The sequence below is a fragment of the Paucimonas lemoignei genome, from assembly GCF_004342585.1.
Taxonomy (GTDB): domain Bacteria; phylum Pseudomonadota; class Gammaproteobacteria; order Burkholderiales; family Burkholderiaceae_D; genus Paucimonas; species Paucimonas lemoignei.
In genome coordinates, this window is the sequence record NZ_SLZQ01000010.1 from 39239 (window position 1) to 56691 (window position 17453).

Below are 17453 nucleotides of genomic sequence, written 5' to 3' on the forward strand. Positions count from 1 at the left end.
GTCGAGAACGCCGTGACTTTCCACTTCCCCGTTGTGGCCGGATCACTGTATTGTCAATGCAAGTCCACCAGTCGAGGCGGTTGCAGCGGATCGAAATCTTCCCAGTCACCGTTGGCGATCGTCCCCTCGGCACGTTCGATATCCAAGGCTTGCAGCTCGCGCAGCACACGCACCGCGCGTGCTTCCTCATCCTCGCTGGCCGCCGAGATGGCCAGCATCATGCCTGACCGACGATAAGGCAGCGTGCCGCTTTCGGTGCCATCGTCCTCCGTCTCGGATAATGATCCCGCCAGGTCGCCCACGTGCGCCCCAACCAGCGCGCCGACAACCGGCGCAACCGGCCCGATCACTGGCATGGTCGCCGCGCCAATCACGGCGCCCACGACGCCGCCAGCGATACCGCCTTTGGCGATCCCTCGCTCGGTGTGTTCCGCGCCATGTGACTTGATTTCATCGCCACCTATCAGGGTCATGTCATGCTGGCCCGGCGGACTGACGTAAAAAGTCGAAACCTGTTCTTCAGCAAAACCCGCACGCAAAATTTCAGCGCGGGCTTCGTCAGCAGAAATTTGTTGATCGAATCGACCGGCAATGATATTCCCCATGAATAGCTCCTCAAAAAACAATGAACCATTACAAAACAATAAGAACACCGGATAGGGATTTAGTTCGGCAATAGTGATGTCGAGCCAGAGAAGTTTGCACCTAATCGGATCGATCATCCGAGCTTCCGCCATCGTCATAATTTCGCGGCACAGGAGCCGCAATTGCTGGTCTAACGAGACCTTAATGTACCGGTGCAATTTACAAAATTCATGAAAGACAAGGTCACTCGCGATCGCACGGCCGTCGATCAATCAGAAAATGCGACGGTCTTTGACACGGATGGTCGCCAGGCAAATATCGTCGAGCGTGGCGAAACGAATGGAGGGACTTACGTTATCTTGAAGCAGCAAGATGGCACCAGCTTGCAGATCCCGCTAGACCTGCTGCAACAACGTAGCGACGGCGACTATTCCATTCCATTTGCATTCTCGGCATTGGATAACGCCACACGAAGCCCACAGCAAGGACAAGTCATTCCTGTGATTCAAGAGGAGTTGCAGGTAAATAAGCGCACCATCGAGACCGGACGCGGCATTCGCGTCCATCAGCATGTCGTGGAACGCACCGAAGTCGTCGATGTACCGCTGCAGGAAGACGTGCTGGAAGTCACACGCGTGCCGATCGGCCGCCCCGTCGACCGTGCCCAAATCCCGCAGGCGCGCCAGGAGGGGGAAACATTCATCGTTCCGGTATTCGAAGAAGTGCTGGTCGTGGAGCGCCAATTGCGCCTGAAGGAAGAAGTGCGCATTACTCGGCATAAACGCGAAATTCGCGCGCCGCAGCATGTTGTCCTGCAGTCGCAAGAAGTCAGTATTGAACACTTCGATGAAAACACGCGCTGGCGCGGAACTACAGGAATGCCAAGTAACCCTAAGCAGAATACAAATAGTCCTGGCACATCTGCCGGGCAATGAAGACTTTAGGAGATCATCATGGCTAACACTCTGGTAGGTGTGTATGACAGGTTCAGCGAGGCTCGCGGAGCTTACGATGAACTACTTTCCTGCGGGTTCGACCGCGGCGATCTGCAGCTTTCCCCATCGGATGAATCATCGGATTCACGCCAGTCGACGTTGAGTTCGGCCGGCACGACGAGCACGCCAGGCGAGGATAGCAGCGATCAATCGTTCGGCGCCGGTATCCGCCACTTTTTTCATAATCTGTTCAGCGGCAACGATGAATACCAGGAACATGCGGATGTCTATGCCGAAGCCGTGCGCCGCGGCCATTACCTGGTAACGGTCCATACCGATAGCGACGAGGAGCGAGTCCAGGCGACGCAGGTCATGAACAAGTTCAGTCCCATCGATATCGACGAGCGCGCCGCCGGATGGCGCAGCCGTGGCTGGTCGCGCTACGATGAAACGGCGCCGGCGCTGAACGATTCCGAGATCGAGGATGAACGCCGCCATTATTCCACCTCGCCGTCGATGGGCGCAGCCGCAGCAGGCGCCGCCAGCATGGGGGCGGCCACGAATGCCTCCGACGCTACCATCGCCGATACTTCGCGCGCCGATGAAACTGTCTCCGCCAATCCGACCTACAGTGTGCGGGATACCACGCCGAGCACGGATAACGAGACGTACAGGGCGACAACGGATAGTGATGCCACCACCACGTCGGCCGGTATGACCGCGGCCGGCAGCACCGGCAGCATGGCGGGTAGCGACACCACGACCGATTACGGTACCGCCCGCGCCGATACCATGCCATCGGAAACGCTTCACACCGATGACATGATGGAAGATGATCGCACTCGCGCCGACTTCTCGACGCCGATGACTTCCAGTGCATCAGATACCACGACCACTACCGGTGCCAACTTTGCGTCGACGTCGTCAGACATGCCAGACAGGACAGTCAGCGAGCCGGCGGCGACACGCTTGTCCGATGCCGACACCACCCTGTCGCAACGTCATATGACCGCTGCCGGCACGTCGCCGGACTCCCGCACCATTCCCGTCATTCAGGAAGAGCTCCAGGTCGGCAAACGGGAAGTGCAACGTGGCGGCGTGCGTGTCTATCAGCGCGTCAAGGAAACGCCGGTCGATCAATCTGTCCGCCTGCATGAAGAGCATGTGCATGTCGAACGCCATTCCGTCGACCGGCCGGCCAGCGAAGCCGATTTGAGCGGGCTGAAGGAATCTTCCTTCGAATTGCGTGAAACCGCGGAAGAAGCCGTGATCGGCAAAACCGCTCGCATCGTCGAGGAAGTCGTGGTCAGCAAGGAAGCTAGTGACCGCACCCAGGAAATCCATGACAAGGTCCGGCGTACCGACGTGGAAGTGGAACAGTTGAGCGGGACCGACCGGGATACTTCCGGCAGGAATTTCCTCAACGACGATGAGTTTCGCCAACACTTCAGTTCCGCCTATACCGATACCTCGGACAGGTTTGAAGATTATGAACCGGCCTATCGCTATGGTTCCACGGTGGCGGCAGACGAACGCTTCCGCGGCCATAACTGGGATGAATCCGAGGAAGACGTGCATGCGGACTGGGAGTCCCGTTACGGCGCGGCGACGCCTTGGGAAAAAGCCAAGAATGCCGTGCGCTATGGCTGGGAAAAGGCAACGCGCTAGACTGCCTCGCAATAAGTCAGCGCATACGTGATCGTGAACGAGGCAATCCGCTCCCCGGATTGCCTCGTTTTTCATGCTTGCATGTCAGGTAGCGCAATTACCAAGAAAAGTCTGCCGCGACTCAGCTTGGCAGCCGGTCAAGCCTGCCTTCCGCAGCCAGCTGGCGAATCGTGCTGATGGTATCGAGATCCGCTTCATAATATGCCGAGCGGCGAAATTCATTATAAAAATCATCCATCGTCCCTGCGGTTTCAGGCGAGCCTTCTTCATAATCGAAGCGGACGAAAAAGGCATCCGGCTGCGGTTCTTCGATCCGCATGGTCATGCGCGAAGCGGCAATTTCGCCTTGTGCCGGCACTTCGTACAAGACTTCCTGTTGCGGCGTAAACGTGACGTGATCGCGAATGATCACGGTGCCGTAACGTAGTTCACGCGTCAGGCCCGTGGCGGTTTTTTCCAGGATGGTGCACTGATCGAGGTGAGCCATGAAGAGATTCGGCGCTTCCGCACGCAACACGAGCCCGTGCCAGAGTTGTTCACGTGTCAAAAAATCAGCCAAGGGATTCAACCGATCGTTAATTTCAATAAGGTGGTGGAATTTCATCAGACAAGCAGAAGCTAAATTAAAAAAGAATGGACACTCAGGAACGTGAGCTTAACAGGCAAGGCTGAACAAGCGATAGCTGAAGAAAACAGCATAGCAAATCAGCCAGTCGGCGTACCCTGGGGCTGGAAATAAGTAGTTGCTTCATGGAACTTGTTGGCAACTGGAAATGTCAATGTTTCAGGCACGCAGCCGTCGGCGCGTCCCAGAAAAACTTACGCCTGCCGTCCTGGCGGGCGTCATCAGCCAAAATTGTCCAGGGAGACTCAATTGAGACGTAATACTTGTGCTCTAGCACTGCTAGGAGCATTGTGCGCAACGACTGCCGGCCAAGCCTACGCTTGGAGCTTTGCGGATTTTTCCCGCTTGTTTAACCGGAACTGGTCGACCACCACGACGAAGGCCAGCACCACGACGACAAAAGCCAGTACGACCACCACGAAAGCCAGTAGCACAACGACGAGGGCAAGCACGACCACCACCAGGCTGGCCACCACCACGACTTCGTCAAGTCTGGCCACCACGACAACGCTGGCATCCACCTCGACCACGACTCTCGCACCGAGTGCGGGCTTGCCCGCCGCGCAGACATGCGGCCTCGCCAATTTCCAGCAAGAGCTGATCAACCGTATCAACCAAATCCGTGCCACCGCACGCGCCTGCGGTTCGCTCACCTATGCCGCCGCGCCGCCGCTGAAATGGAACGACAAGTTGTCCAATGCCGCGGCAGGGCACTCGGCTGATATGGCTGCCAAGAACTACTTCTCGCACACCAGCCTGGATGGCCGCACATTCAGCCAGCGCATGACCAATGCCGGTTACAACTGGCGCGCGGCCGGCGAAAACATTGCCGCCGGCCAGACCACGGTCGATCAGGTCATGACGGCATGGGTGAATAGCCCGGGCCACTGCGCCAATCTGATGAACCAGAATTTTACGGAAGTCGGCGTGGCGTGCGTGCGCAACGATGCGTCTAGCTATCGATATTACTGGACGATGGACCTGGCTCAGCCGAGGTGATGAAGGGTTTGGCTGCGTGCAGCCAGCGCCACCTGCAGGTCAGGAATTTCGCGGTAAATGAAAGGGATGACGACGTTGCCGTAAAGGGTGATACAGCCCCAGAGGCCGAACTCATCCCGCGCCGTGATCAAACCCTGCTGCGGATATGACAGCCTGTCATAGCGTGGCGGGATGATTTCCCGCCCGCTGCAATCGATGAGGCCATAGCGGATCGAGCCATCGACGCGCCGCCCGACACGGGCGACGCCACGCTTGAATGGACCGGCTTCCTGGTAATAATCAGAAGTAATCGCTATGCCGCAGACATCGATATATTCCCAGCCGTTTTCCGTGCGCACCGATGCCAGGCCTTCGCTGAACGGCTTGGCTTCCAAAAATCGCGGGGTGATTGCCCACTCGCCTTTACGGTCAATGTAGCCATACTTGCGCGCGAATTCCTGTTGCACTTGCGTGCGCTGGTTCTCGTTCCCCACGGGCGCCTTCCGCAGCAATTTCCGGGCAATCCGGCGCCATTCTTTACGCGGCTCAGATATATCCCGGGCACTTGCCGCAGCAAGCCCGTGCCGGAATTCGCCGGCATAGTCGAAACGTGGGCTAATGACCCAGTCCCCGCGCCGGTCGATATACCCGTACAGTTGCGGGTCGGCAGGGTCGGTGACAGCCGCCAGCCCTTCTGAAAAGCTTTCGGCGGCAGCGAAGCGGAAGTCGACGAGTACCTGGCCATGCTGGCTGATATAGCCATGACGAAATTCCTTGCCATGTGGTGTACTGGCACAAAGCATGCCCTCGTCATGGCCGCCATAGGTAATCGAGGCAAAGCCGTGCGGAGTGCATGACTGGCCAAGCACATCCACCAACACTTTGGAGGCGGCCGCTCCCGCGTCTCCGGTTGTGTCGCCAGCCAGGCGCAAGCTTTCGCCCTTGTTTTTCCTGGCAATAAACGCCGCTCTGTCGCGGAGAAACGCTTGTTTGACCAAAGAAAGCGGCCGGGCAGAAAAGCCGACCAGCAACTGGCCGGATAGCGATAAATAAGCATGTCGGCCATCGAGCGTGGCGCGTAATGCGCCATTGCCGCTGTCATGCCTGAGCATGGTATAGCGTGGCGCAATCACTTTCTGGCCATTGCGGTCGAGCGCGCCCCACAGCCCGCCGCTTTTCACGAGCAACAAGCCTTGGCAGCAATCGAGTGCTTCCTCGTATTGGATCGGCGTGATGACGTTGCCGCCAGCATCGACATAGCCATATTTGCCGCGCAGCATAACGACCGCCAAGCCTTCGCGCAATGGCGCAATTTTATGGAAAGCGGCTGGAATCAGGATTTCCCCGGCACTATTCATCAAGCCGCATAAAGGGGGATTGCTGCGGGTGCGGAAATTGATCGTATCTTCACGCCCGGTCAGGCCCTCAAAGTCTTCCCATAACACGATCCTGTCGCCGGATTGATCGATGTAGGCAGGAAGCGGTGGCGTATGACGCGCGTTGGCTGGCGTGACGGTGACTACGGCTACGCCGGCAGGCAACTGGCCTGATTGCTGTAGCGCTTGTTTGATCCGTTTTACTAGATGACTTACGACACTGCGGTGAAAGCTATCGCGTGCATCGCGGATCGCTAAGGCCCCAAGCGGCCAGTTCGCAACTTTATATTTGTAAAAGGGTTGCTCGCCCGGTTGGTTGCGCAGATGTTCGCGCGTGATCTCCTCAATCAGGTTTTCAGCTTCGTCTTGTTCGAAGAATACTCCGTGCACTTGATCCGGAGTGCCGAGCTTATCGTGGGTATAGGCGATATACAAGGACCGCCAAGTCCAGCGGGAATCATTGAAAACCGTTTCCCAAGTGTTACCCAATAATAAGGCAATGCCCAGATCAAGCAAGACTTCGTGCGCAGTAGCAGCTACGCTGGCGCTTACCGACGCTAACTTTTCCATAGGGTGATCATGTAAATTTTTTTACGTTTTCTCCCATATTTATGGGATGTGCACCAGCGTGGTGCGCATTAAGATTTGTACCAGGCAGTTTTTCCTTTTCGCATAGTAATCAGCAATGCCTGCTGAAGCTCTGCAGAGAATCAAGTCATTGATTGAAACTTCCGCAACGTTGTTTTCTACCCATGACCATTTGCGGAATAGGGACATACTTCTTGGGCATAACATGACAGCAATTGAATTTTCCAAATCCGTCAAATCCACTTTGGCGCACCGTGCAGCCTATGTCTGTGCCAATCCGGATTGTCGTTGCCTGACATTGAGCCTGGTTGGCGATGACGCCGAACGAGTGAGCTATCGCGGACGCGCCGTGGCGATCTGCGGTCCCGAAGGCGGACCGCGCTACCTTGCCGGCATGAGCAGCAATCAGCGCAAGGCGATCGATAACGCCATCTTCTTGTGCAGTAAATGCGCCGAGCTCACCAGCAGAAACAAGGGTGCGCATTATCCGGCTGAGCTGTTGCGTGAATGGAAGGAGCAACACAAGCGCTGGGTCCGTGCCAATCTGAACCTGCGGCAGGAAGAGCCGGCTCCGCTGCGCCTGGTGCGCGCCGCCGCCTTGCGCATCGACGGTCCGGCAACGGCTTCGGTCCGCATCAAGCAGCGCGGATGAGTTCTCCGTTTCCAAGATGAACAGGCCGGCCAATGCCGGCTTTTTTGTTGAGCTGGGGAACTTGAATAATGTTCAGGAATTTGGTTTGATAACCAGCCGCCAATATTGACGGCACAACAACAATTCAAGGAGATTCGCATGCAAAAGACGACAAAAACTTTGCTCAGGACGTGCATCACTCTTTCTACCGGTATCCTGCTCGGTGCTTTCGGCATGGGCGCACTGTATGCGCAGCAAAGCGGCATCAAGCGCACCGTGTTGCTGAAGCATGAATTGTCGGTGCAGGGGCGCGATGCGGTCATGGGGCATGCGGAAATCGTCTCCGGCCTTGAAACCGGCAAGCATACGCATCCGGGCGAGGAAATGGGTTACGTTCTCGAAGGCGAGCTGGTGCTGGAAGCCGATGGCAAACCGGCCAGGACATTAAAACCCGGCGACACCTATTTCATCGAAGCCGGGCAGACCCACAATGCCAAGGCCAGCGGCACCTCGCCCGTCAAGGTGCTGGCCGTATATATCGTCGAAAAGGACAAGCCGTTCGCTGCCCCGGTCAAGTAAGCCCTGAAGGGATGCGGTAAAGTAGCGGCATGGCCGCTTACGCCCGCATCCCGATTCACCGGGAAATCGAAGATTGCCGAATATGCGCCGATCACCTGCCGCATGGACCGCGGCCGGTAGTGCAGATGAGCGGCACGGCACGCCTCTTGATCATCGGTCAGGCGCCGGGCCGCAAGGTGCATGAAACCGGGATTCCCTGGAACGATGCCTCCGGCGCGCAATTGCGCACCTGGCTGGACATGTCGCCAGACGAGTTTTACGATGCCAGCCGGATTGCCATCATGCCGATGGGATTTTGCTATCCGGGCACCGGAAAAAGCGGCGATTTGCCGCCGCGTCGCGAATGCGCCCCAGCCTGGCATGCCCGCTTGCTGGCGCTCATGCCGCACATCCGCCTGACGCTGCTGATCGGCAGTTACGCGCAACGCCACTATCTATCCCTGTCCAAAAGGAGCACGCTGACGGAAACGGTGGCGCATTACGCCGAGTTTTTGCCGCAATATTTTCCATTGCCGCATCCGAGTCCGCGCAACCGGCTTTGGTTAACCCGCAATCCCTGGTTCGAGGAGCAGGTGGTGCCGGCGCTGCGCCAGCAAGTGCACGCTGCCCTTGCTGAATGATGTCAGGAATGTATGCCTGACTGGCGACTTCGCGGTATTTAAAGCCGTGCGGCAACCGTGATGCCGCCTGTGCACTGCTACAATGTTGCGCTTGTCGTCCTTCCGGTTTTTCGCATGTCACAATCCCCGACGTTTGGTATGAACGCGCCGCAGCGCGAAGCGGTCAACTACATGGATGGCCCTTGCCTGGTGCTGGCTGGCGCCGGTTCCGGCAAGACCCGCGTGATCACGCAAAAGATCACGCGCCTGATCGAGGAATGCGGCTACGATCCGCGCAACATCGCCGCGCTGACCTTTACCAACAAAGCCGCCACCGAAATGCAGGAACGCCTGGCGAAGATGTTGAAGGAGCCGCGCCAAGCCAAGCAATTGACCGTCTCGACGTTCCATTCGCTCGGCGTCAATATCCTGCGCCGTGAAGCCAAGGAACTGGGATTGAAGGATCGCTTTTCCATCATGGATAGCGATGACTGTTTTTCGCTGGTGCAGGATATGGCGTTCACGACCGACAAGCAGGAAGTGCGGCGCATCCAGACGGCGATCTCGCTGTGGAAAAATGGCTTGATCGACCCCGAGGTTGCCCTGAAAAGCGCGGTCACTGAAGAAGAGGCGCAGGCGGCGCGCATCTACCGCAGTTACGTCGCCACGCTGGCCGCTTACCAGGCGGTGGACTTCGATGACCTGATTCGCCTGCCGGTGGAACTGTTCCGCAATAGCGAAGCCGTGCGCGACCGCTGGCAAAGGAAGCTGCGCTACCTGTTGGTGGATGAATACCAGGATACGAATACCTGCCAATATGAACTGGTGAAGCTGTTAGTGACAGGGATCGGCAAGAAACCCTTGTTTACCGCGGTGGGTGACGATGATCAGGCAATTTATGCCTGGCGCGGCGCGACCATCGAAAACCTGAAAACCCTGCAGGTGGATTTTCCGGACCTGAAAATCATCAAGCTGGAGCAAAATTACCGCTCCACCACGCGCATCCTGCAGGCAGCCAATGCGGTCATCGGCAACAATCCCAAGCTGTTCGAAAAGTCGCTTTGGTCGGAACATGGCTTGGGCGACCCGATCAAGGTCATGGCGATGAACGATGACGAGCATGAAGCTGAGCAAGTGGCGATCATGCTGTCGGCGCATAAGTTCGAGCGGCGTGCCAAGTTTTCCGATTACGCGATTCTGTATCGTGGCAACCACCAGGCGCGCGTGATCGAGCAGGCGTTACGAAAAGAGCGCATTCCCTACACGATTTCCGGCGGCCAGAGTTTTTTCGACCGCGCCGAAATCAAGGATATCATCAGCTACCTGCGTTTGATCGCCAATGGCGATGACGATCCGGCCTTCATCCGCGCCGTCACCACGCCCAAGCGCGGCGTCGGCCAGTCGACGCTGGAAGCGTTGGGCGCGTTTGCCGGCCAGTGGCAATGTTCGCTGTTCGAGGCGGTCTTCAAGGGCGGTATCGAAGCCAAGCTGGCCGATCGCCAGCTGCACCCGCTGCGCGAATTCTGCAACTTCATCAACCAGGTCGAGGCACGCGCCTCCAAGCGCGGCGAGAATGCCGCCGAGCTGCTGGACGACATGATGAAGGAGATTAATTACGAAGCTTACCTGTACGATAACTTCGACGATCGCGCGGCGCAGAGCAAGTGGCAAAACGTGCTCGACTTCACCGACTGGCTCAAGGACAAGGCCAAGGGCGGCAGGGATGGGACGGACGCGGAAAAGAGCCTGCTGGAACTGACGCAGATGGTTGCATTGATGAGCATGCTGGACGGCAAAGATGAAGAACCGGATGCGGTGCGCATGTCGACACTGCATGCTTCCAAGGGCTTGGAATATCCCCATGTGTTCCTGGTGGGCGTGGAAGAGGGCATCCTGCCGCACAAGGGCGACCCCGATGCGCCGATCGACACGCTGGCGGCGCGCATCGAAGAAGAGCGCCGGCTGATGTACGTGGGCATTACGCGGGCGCAGCGCTCCTTGACGATCAGCTGGTGCAAGCGCAGAAAGCGTGCGCGCGAAACGGTCAGTTGCGACATGTCGCGCTTTATTGCCGAGATGCGCCTGGACGAGGGCGATGCCGTGCCGACGGAAGAGGAAGTGCTGACGCCGCAGGACCGGCTGGCGAATCTGAAGGCCTTGCTGCAGAAACCGAAGGCGGCATAGCCTTCATCGCTTTTTCCTTCCGCTTCCCATATTCATGGGATGGCGCCGGCATGTTTGAGACGCTATGCTCCAGTCCGCTGGCGGCTTGCCGTTCAATAGGCTTGAATCAGAATTATTGCAATTGTAACTTCCGTATCAGACGGTAAATCTGTGGGGCGGGTTTACCGCCATTCACTACACTCAATGCATATCGCTTATGTACGCCGTCATTTTCCGGGCAAAGATTGGCGCAATCGATGATGAATATATCCGGGTTGCCGCGATGTTGCGCGAAACGGCACTGACATCGTTTGGCTGCCTGGACTTTGTATCGGTGAGCGAAGGCAATGCCGAAGTCGCGATTTCTTACTGACCGGACGAGGCCAGCATCCGGCAATGGAAAGCGCACACGGACCATCTTCTCGCACAGCAGCTCGGGCGCGAAAAATGGTACGAGTCTTACCTCGTGCAGGTTGCGGAAATCAGGCGCGAGTACCGGTTTGAGGCTTGAGCCGGCCAATGTCCACGGCCGGTCATTCGCTTGGGGAGGCTGATTATGAAACGCACTGCTGTCCGTGATTTCTTCGCATACGCGCTGCTTGCCTGCAGCCTTGCCACTTTGCCGGTAGCGGCATCGGCGCAGGATGGGCCGATCAGGCAGCGGCTGAAAGAGCGCTGGATGCAACGACACCAGCAAGCATCCGCTTCCGAGTCCTCCCAGCCCGACGGCGCCATCGTGCGGCCGGGCGACTATCGCTACACCATCGAGCATGATGGCTTGACGCGCCAGTATCTCGTGCACGTGCCGGCCGGTTATACGCCCGCAACCTCCATGCCTTTGCTGGTAGCCTTGCATGGTGGCGGTGGCAGCATGGATTTCCAGGCGGACGACCATCGCTACGGTTTGATCACGAAATCGGAGCAGGAAGGGTTCATCGTGGTTTTTCCGAACGGGTACAGCAGGATGAAAAGCGGAAAACTCGCAACCTGGAATGCGGGGAAGTGCTGCGGCGCAGCGCGGGATAATCAGGTCGATGACGTCGGTTTCATCCGCCAAGTGGTCGCGCGTGTCTCGCAGCAGGTCCATGTCGACCGCAAACGCATCTATGCCACCGGCATGTCCAACGGCGGCATGATGGCATACCGGCTGGCCTGTGAAATGCCGGATGTGTTCAGGGCCATCGCCGCCGTGGCCGGTACCGACAACACAGTGAGCTGCAATCCGAAGACGCCGGTCTCGATCTTGCATATCCATGCCAAAAACGATACGCATGTCTTGTTCGATGGCGGTGCCGGGCCGGGTGTGCCGAATGAGCAGGCCGTGACTGACTTTACCTCGGTAGGCGATACGGTGTCGAAGTGGGCAAAATTGAATGGCTGTTCGGCGCCACCGAAAAGGGTATTGGAGACTGCCGGCGCGTATTGCGAAGTCTATGCATCATGTCGGAGCAGGACAGAGGTCGAGTTATGCGTCACGCAAACCGGTGGCCACTCCTGGCCGGGCGCTTCGCAAACGCGCGGCGAGCCAGCCTCTCAGGCAATTTCCGCCAATGACGTGATGTGGGAATTTTTCTCGCGGCGATAATCAAACCCATACAAGGCAAATTTCCCAATGAGTTTGAAAGACATTCTTAAGGCGCAGTGTCAGGATCTGGCATTATTGATAGGTAATGGCATCAATCGCTATGGCGCGGAGGCGGCGGCCAGTTCCTGGGATGGCTTGTTGTCGACATTGGCGCAAAAGCTGCTGGACCCGGCGCACGCCGCGTTGCCGAGCGGCATGTCGCTGACCGAGTTCTATGATGTGCTGGAATTGTCTTCCACGCTAGGTAAAGGCAAGTCGAGTTTGCAGGCGCAATTTTGCGAGCTGCTGGCGAGCTGGCAGCCGCAAGCCCAGCACAAAAGGGTCATGCAATGGGCGCATCGCCATGACGTGCCGGTACTGACGACCAATTTCGAAAACACTCTCGGCAATGCCTTGGGGTGCACGCTGCAGCGCGTGCGCAATCCCAGGTTCACCGCCTACTATCCGTGGGAGCGCTATTACGGCTTGAAAACCATCGACGATCCCTGCAAGGGCTTTGGCGTCTGGCATATCAATGGCATGCAATGCTACCGCCAAAGCATCCGGCTCGGCCTGACCCATTACATGGGGGCAGTGGAGCGGGCGCGGGCCTTGTTATATCGCGGAACGATACGCTTGTTTTCCGGCGCCGATATCAATGCCTGGGTGGGCGCTTCCACCTGGCTGCAAATCGTCTTTCATAAGCCCTTGCTGATTTTCGGGCTGGGACTGAGCGAAAACGAAGTGTTTTTGCGCTGGCTGCTGATTGAGCGCGCCAAGTACTATCGGGTGTTTCCGGAACGGCGCAAGCCGGCCTGGTATGTGCATTCCGCGAATGAAAAAAACGAGGGCAAGCTTTATTTTCTGCGAGCCGTCGGCGTTGAAACCGTCGGGGTGCCGCACTTCGACGATATCTATGGCGAGCAAGCCTGGGCCCTGCCGGCTGCCTGATGTGCCGGGCAAAGCGAATCGGCTTTGCGCACGTCAAGCGGGGAGCCAGCAAAACGGCCGGTGCTGCATGATGTAGTACCTGAATGTAGTACCGCCGCCGGCTAGTTCTCGCCAGCATGCACCATATTCAAGTAATATCCTGAAAAACTGCGCGACACCTGCAGCCGCCATCGCGGCCAGTCTTCCGGCGTGGGCCCCTGCTGCCAGGCCCCATTCGCCTTTATTCGTTCAGTCAACCGCAACTTCAGCAACCCGAATTCAGGAGAATTCATGAAAAGAATAAAATCCGCCATCTTCGCCGTGGCGATGGGCAGCGCGATCGGCGCCTATGCCGAGCCGATCAAGGTCGGCATCGCGCTCGATATTTCCGGTCCCTTTTCCGCGCTCGGCACCGAAGCGCGCGACGGCTTCAACCTGGCGATCGAAAAACTCGGCGGCAAGCTCGGCGGCCAGCCGGCGGAATTCCTGCAGGCCGATTACGCCGGCAATCCGCAGCAGGCCACCGAGCTGGTGAACCGTTACCTGCAGCGCGACAAGATCACCTTCTTCACCGGGCCGATCCCGTCCAATGCCGCGCTGGCAGTCGGCCCCGCGCTGTTCGCCGCCAAGGTGCCTTTCATCTCCAGCAATCCCGGCCCCAGCCAGTACGCCGGCAAGCAGTGCAACCCGTACTTCTTCGGCCAGTACCAGAACGACACCTATGACGAGGCTGCCGGCAAGATCGCCAACGAAAAGGGTTACAAGAATGTCGTGCTGATTGCACCGAACTACCCGGCCGGCAAGGACCACCTGAACGGCTTCAAGCGCCTGTACAAGGGCGCGCTGAAGGATGAGATCTATACCAAGGTCGGCCAGATCGATTACGCCGCCGAGATCGCCCGCATCCGCGCCCTCAAGCCGGATGCCGTGTTCTTCTTCCTGCCCGGCGCGATGGGCATCAACTTCATCAAGCAGTATGTCGGCGGCGGCTTGAAAGAAATCCCCCTGATCGCTCCCGGCTTCTCGGCTGACCAGGACGTTATCCAGGCGGTCGGCGAGCCGATGCTCGGCCTGCTTAATACCGCGCACTGGGCGCACGACCTGCCGGTGCCGGCCAACAAGGAATTCGTCAGCGCCTTCCGCAAGAAATACGACGGCCGCACGCCGTCCGTGTATGCCGCCATGGCGTACGATTCCATCATGGCGATGGATGCGGCGGTGCGCGACGCCGGCGGCAAGACGGATAACCGCGAAGCGCTGGTGAAGGCGCTGGCCAAGCCGAGCTTCAAGTCGGTGCGCGGCGAATTTGCCTATGGCGTCAACCATTACCCGGTGCAGAACTATTACCTGCGCGTGGTGGACAAGGATGCCTCCGGCAAGCTCGCCAACAAGCTGGTCGGCACCGTGCTGGAAAAGCACCAGGACGCCTACGTCGGGGAATGCACCCGCTGATTCTTTTGCCGCAGTAAGCGGAGGGCGGCCGCCGCCCTCCGTGTCTGGTTTTTCCCGCATCCGGTACCCTCACTCCGATGGACGCCATTTTCATCTTCGAGCAGCTGCTCAACGGCCTTGGTTTTGGCCTGATGCTGTTCCTGCTTGCCGCCGGCCTGACCCTGGTGTTCGGCATCATGGACACCATGAACCTTGCCCACGGGTCGCTGTACATGGCCGGCGCGTATATCGCCGCCAAGGTACATGAGGCCAGCGGCTCCTTCATCGGCGCCGTCGCCATCGCGGTGCTGGCGACCATCCTGGTCGCAGCGCTGCTGGAGGTGCTGGTGTTTCGCCGCATTTATCGCCGTGACCATCTGGCCCAGGTGCTGGCCACTTTCGGCATCATTTTTATCGCCGACGATGTCGTCAAGATGATCTGGGGGCCGTCGCCGATCCTGGCGCCGACTCCCGCTGCGCTGGCCGGTCCGGTGCAGCTGTTCGACGGCCTGCCTTATCCGGCCTATCGCCTGATGCTGCTGGGCGTCGGTTTCGTGGTGGCGCTCGGCCTTTATCTGCTGGTCAGCCATACCCGCATCGGCATGCTGGTGCGCGCCGGCGCCTCCAACCGCGTCATGGCCGAGCACATGGGCGTGCGGGTGGGACGCGTATTTTCCTTCGTGTTTGCGCTGGGCGCCGGGCTGGCTGCGCTCGCCGGTGCCTTGATGGGGCCGATCAGCGCGGTGCAGATCGGCATGGGCGAGCAGATCCTGATCCCGGCGCTGGTGGTCATCGTCATCGGCGGCATCGGTTCGGTGCGCGGCGCCTTCGTCGCCGCCTTGCTGGTCGGTATGGTGGACACCGCCGGCCGCGCTTTTTTGCCGCTATTGCTGCGCGCGATCCTGCCGCCTTCGCTGGCGGCCGACCTCGGCCCGGCCTTGGCCGGCATTTCCATGTACGTGCTGATGGCGCTGGTGCTGGCGCTGAAACCGGCGGGATTGTTTCCCGCGCGCGGATGAGGATGGCCATGGACCAGACCAAAGACCTTGCGATTTCCGCCGCCGCGCCGACCGCCCGCCACATTGGCGCCAAGCTGCTGCCGTGGGCGCTGCTGCTGGCGCTGGCGGTTTTTCCGTTGCTGGCGCCGCATTTCGGTCTCGAATACTACGTCGGCTTCGTGCGGCGGCTGCTGATCATGGTGATCGCCGCCGCCAGCCTGAATGTCATCCTCGGCTACGGCGGCATGGTCGCGCTCGGCCATGCCGGTTTCGTCGGCGTCGGCGCCTACACGGTGGTGGCGCTGGTCGATGCCGGCTTTGCCTCCGCATGGGGCGCATGGGCGGCGGCCTTTGCCGTTAGCGCCCTGTTCGCGGCGATGATCGGCGCCGTTTCGCTGCGCACGCGCGGCGTGTACTTCCTGATGATTACCCTGGCCTTCGCGCAGATGCTGTATTACCTGGCGGTGTCGCTCAATACCTGGGGCGGCGACGACGGCTATGGCATCTACACGCCGCTGTCCTTCGGCGCCGCGCTCGATGCCTTGCATGCCGATATCTTTTACTGGATCGTGCTGGCCGCCGCCGCGCTGACCTTTGCCTTTGCCAGCCGGTTGCAGGTATCGCGCTTCGGCCATGCGCTCACGGGCATCCGCGACAACGAGACGCGCATGATGGCGCTGGGCTATCCGGTGTATCGCCTGAAGCTGGCAGCCTTCACCGGCGCCGGCGCCGTGGCCGGACTGGCAGGCGCGATGCTGGCCAGCCATAACAATTTCGTCAGCCCCTCGATGATGCACTGGACCGAATCAGCCACGCTGCTGGTGATGGTGGTGCTGGGCGGCGCCGGCCGCCGCTGGGGCGCGCCGCTCGGCGTGGTCATCTGGATGGTGTTGGCAGAAGTGCTCAAGTTCTACACGGAGTACTGGCACTGGCCGATGGGGCTGCTGCTGTTGCTGATCGTGTTCTGTGCGCCGCGCGGCGTGGCCGCGCTCTTTGCCGGAAAGGGGAAAGCGCGATGAGCCTGTTTGTAGCCAGCGGGCTGGTGAAACGCTTCGGCGGGCTGCTCGCCACCGGCGGCGTCGACCTCACCGTCGAGCCCGGCGAAATCCATGCCCTGATCGGCCCCAACGGCGCCGGCAAGTCGACCCTGGTGAACCTGATCTCCGGCATGCTGGCGCCCGACGCCGGCAAGCTGGCGCTGGACGGCGTCGATCTCACCGGCCTGCCGCCGCACTGGCGCGTGCGTGCCGGCCTGTCGCGCTGTTTCCAGGTCACCAGCGTGTTTGCCCGCGATACCGTGCGCGACAACCTGCTGCTGGCGGCGCAGGCCCATGCCGGCTCCAGCTTTCATTGTCTCGGGCAGCGCGACAGGGAAGCCGCGCTGCTTGCCGTCGCTCATGAGCTGGCCGAAACCGTCGGCCTGGGCGACGCGCTCGACCGTGTCGCCGGCACGCTGCCGCACGGCGCCCAGCGCAAGCTGGATGTCGCGCTGGCGCTGGCGGCGCGTCCCAAGCTGCTGCTGCTCGACGAGCCGATGGCCGGCATGGGGCCGGAAGATTCGCTGCAGATGGTGGCGCTGATTAACCGCCTGCGTGAGCGCACGGCCATCCTGCTGATCGAGCATGACATGGATGCGGTGTTCCAGCTGGCCGACCGCATCTCGGTGCTGGTTGCCGGCCGCGTGCTGACCTCGGGCGACGCCGCCCATGTCAAGGCGCATCCGGAAGTGCAGTCGGTGTATCTGGGCACGGAGGAACATGCATGAGCATGCATTCATCCATCATCATCTCGCAGGGAGGCCGG

18 protein-coding genes are annotated in these 17453 nt (G+C 59.4%); 14 read left to right on the forward strand and 4 right to left on the reverse strand.

What is annotated here, in order from left to right; all coding sequences use genetic code 11:
* Window positions 1–53: 53 nt before the first annotated feature.
* Window positions 54–605, reverse strand: a complete 552-nt coding sequence (locus EDC30_RS14575; protein ID WP_132259586.1) for a hypothetical protein — start codon at window positions 603–605, stop codon at window positions 54–56.
* 210 nt (window positions 606–815) lie between these two features.
* Between EDC30_RS14575 and EDC30_RS14580 the strand changes: the two genes are divergently transcribed.
* A complete protein-coding gene (locus EDC30_RS14580; RefSeq protein WP_132259667.1) occupies window positions 816–1520 on the forward strand; it encodes a DUF2382 domain-containing protein in 705 nt (234 codons plus the stop codon).
* An 18-nt stretch (window positions 1521–1538) separates the two neighbouring features.
* Entirely contained in the window at window positions 1539–3188 is a 1650-nt protein-coding gene (locus EDC30_RS19810; RefSeq protein WP_243656801.1) for a YsnF/AvaK domain-containing protein, read from the forward strand.
* 121 nt (window positions 3189–3309) lie between these two features.
* Here EDC30_RS19810 and EDC30_RS14590 read toward each other — a convergent pair whose 3' ends face one another.
* A complete protein-coding gene (locus EDC30_RS14590) occupies window positions 3310–3792 on the reverse strand; it encodes an SRPBCC family protein (protein WP_132259587.1) in 483 nt (160 codons plus the stop codon).
* Between the two features lie 335 nt (window positions 3793–4127).
* Window positions 4128–4334 carry a hypothetical protein gene (locus tag EDC30_RS19515; protein WP_165973834.1) on the reverse strand — a complete coding sequence of 69 codons (207 nt, stop codon included), beginning with the start codon at window positions 4332–4334 and terminating at the stop codon, window positions 4128–4130.
* 31 nt (window positions 4335–4365) lie between these two features.
* Between EDC30_RS19515 and EDC30_RS14595 the strand changes: the two genes are divergently transcribed.
* Window positions 4366–4812, forward strand: a complete 447-nt coding sequence (locus EDC30_RS14595) for a CAP domain-containing protein (protein ID WP_207907288.1) — start codon at window positions 4366–4368, stop codon at window positions 4810–4812.
* Here EDC30_RS14595 and EDC30_RS14600 read toward each other — a convergent pair.
* A complete protein-coding gene (locus tag EDC30_RS14600; RefSeq protein WP_132259588.1) occupies window positions 4800–6737 on the reverse strand; it encodes a WG repeat-containing protein in 1938 nt (645 codons plus the stop codon). The two genes, EDC30_RS14595 and EDC30_RS14600, sit on opposite strands and share 13 nt — an antisense overlap.
* A 223-nt stretch (window positions 6738–6960) precedes the next feature.
* Here EDC30_RS14600 and EDC30_RS14605 point away from each other — a divergent pair, with 223 nt between their 5' ends.
* The 11 genes from EDC30_RS14605 (at window position 6961) to EDC30_RS14655 (ending at window position 17415) form a co-directional block, all read left to right on the forward strand.
* Window positions 6961–7407 carry a hypothetical protein gene (locus EDC30_RS14605; protein ID WP_132259589.1) on the forward strand — a complete coding sequence of 149 codons (447 nt, stop codon included), beginning with the start codon at window positions 6961–6963 and terminating at the stop codon, window positions 7405–7407.
* A 138-nt stretch (window positions 7408–7545) separates the two neighbouring features.
* Window positions 7546–7965, forward strand: coding sequence for a cupin domain-containing protein (locus EDC30_RS14610; protein WP_132259590.1), 420 nt, complete (start codon window positions 7546–7548; stop codon window positions 7963–7965).
* A gap of 29 nt (window positions 7966–7994) precedes the next feature.
* Window positions 7995–8585 carry a uracil-DNA glycosylase family protein gene (locus tag EDC30_RS14615; RefSeq protein ID WP_132259591.1) on the forward strand — a complete coding sequence of 197 codons (591 nt, stop codon included), beginning with the start codon at window positions 7995–7997 and terminating at the stop codon, window positions 8583–8585.
* 114 nt (window positions 8586–8699) lie between these two features.
* Window positions 8700–10748 carry a UvrD-helicase domain-containing protein gene (locus EDC30_RS14620; protein ID WP_132259592.1) on the forward strand — a complete coding sequence of 683 codons (2049 nt, stop codon included), beginning with the start codon at window positions 8700–8702 and terminating at the stop codon, window positions 10746–10748.
* A 196-nt stretch (window positions 10749–10944) separates the two neighbouring features.
* On the forward strand, window positions 10945–11100 hold the full coding sequence (locus tag EDC30_RS19620) for a hypothetical protein (RefSeq protein ID WP_207907289.1): 156 nt from the start codon (window positions 10945–10947) through the stop codon (window positions 11098–11100).
* Between the two features lie 183 nt (window positions 11101–11283).
* The gene (locus EDC30_RS14630; protein ID WP_207907290.1) at window positions 11284–12312 is read left to right on the forward strand and encodes an extracellular catalytic domain type 1 short-chain-length polyhydroxyalkanoate depolymerase; all 1029 of its coding nucleotides are present in this window, start codon (window positions 11284–11286) and stop codon (window positions 12310–12312) included.
* 27 nt (window positions 12313–12339) lie between these two features.
* Window positions 12340–13242 (forward strand): hypothetical protein, encoded by a 903-nt coding sequence (locus tag EDC30_RS14635; RefSeq protein WP_207907291.1) that lies wholly within the window; start codon window positions 12340–12342, stop codon window positions 13240–13242.
* 270 nt (window positions 13243–13512) lie between these two features.
* Window positions 13513–14673, forward strand: a complete 1161-nt coding sequence (locus EDC30_RS14640; RefSeq protein WP_132259593.1) for an ABC transporter substrate-binding protein — start codon at window positions 13513–13515, stop codon at window positions 14671–14673.
* 77 nt (window positions 14674–14750) lie between these two features.
* Complete coding sequence (locus EDC30_RS14645; RefSeq protein WP_132259594.1) at window positions 14751–15671, forward strand: branched-chain amino acid ABC transporter permease; 921 nt, start codon at window positions 14751–14753, stop codon at window positions 15669–15671.
* Window positions 15672–15679: 8 nt separating this feature from the next.
* Entirely contained in the window at window positions 15680–16669 is a 990-nt protein-coding gene (locus tag EDC30_RS14650) for a branched-chain amino acid ABC transporter permease (protein WP_132259595.1), read from the forward strand.
* Entirely contained in the window at window positions 16666–17415 is a 750-nt protein-coding gene (locus EDC30_RS14655) for an ABC transporter ATP-binding protein (RefSeq protein WP_132259596.1), read from the forward strand. The genes EDC30_RS14650 and EDC30_RS14655 overlap by 4 nt, the downstream gene beginning before the upstream one ends.
* The last annotated feature ends 38 nt before the right edge of the window (window positions 17416–17453 follow it).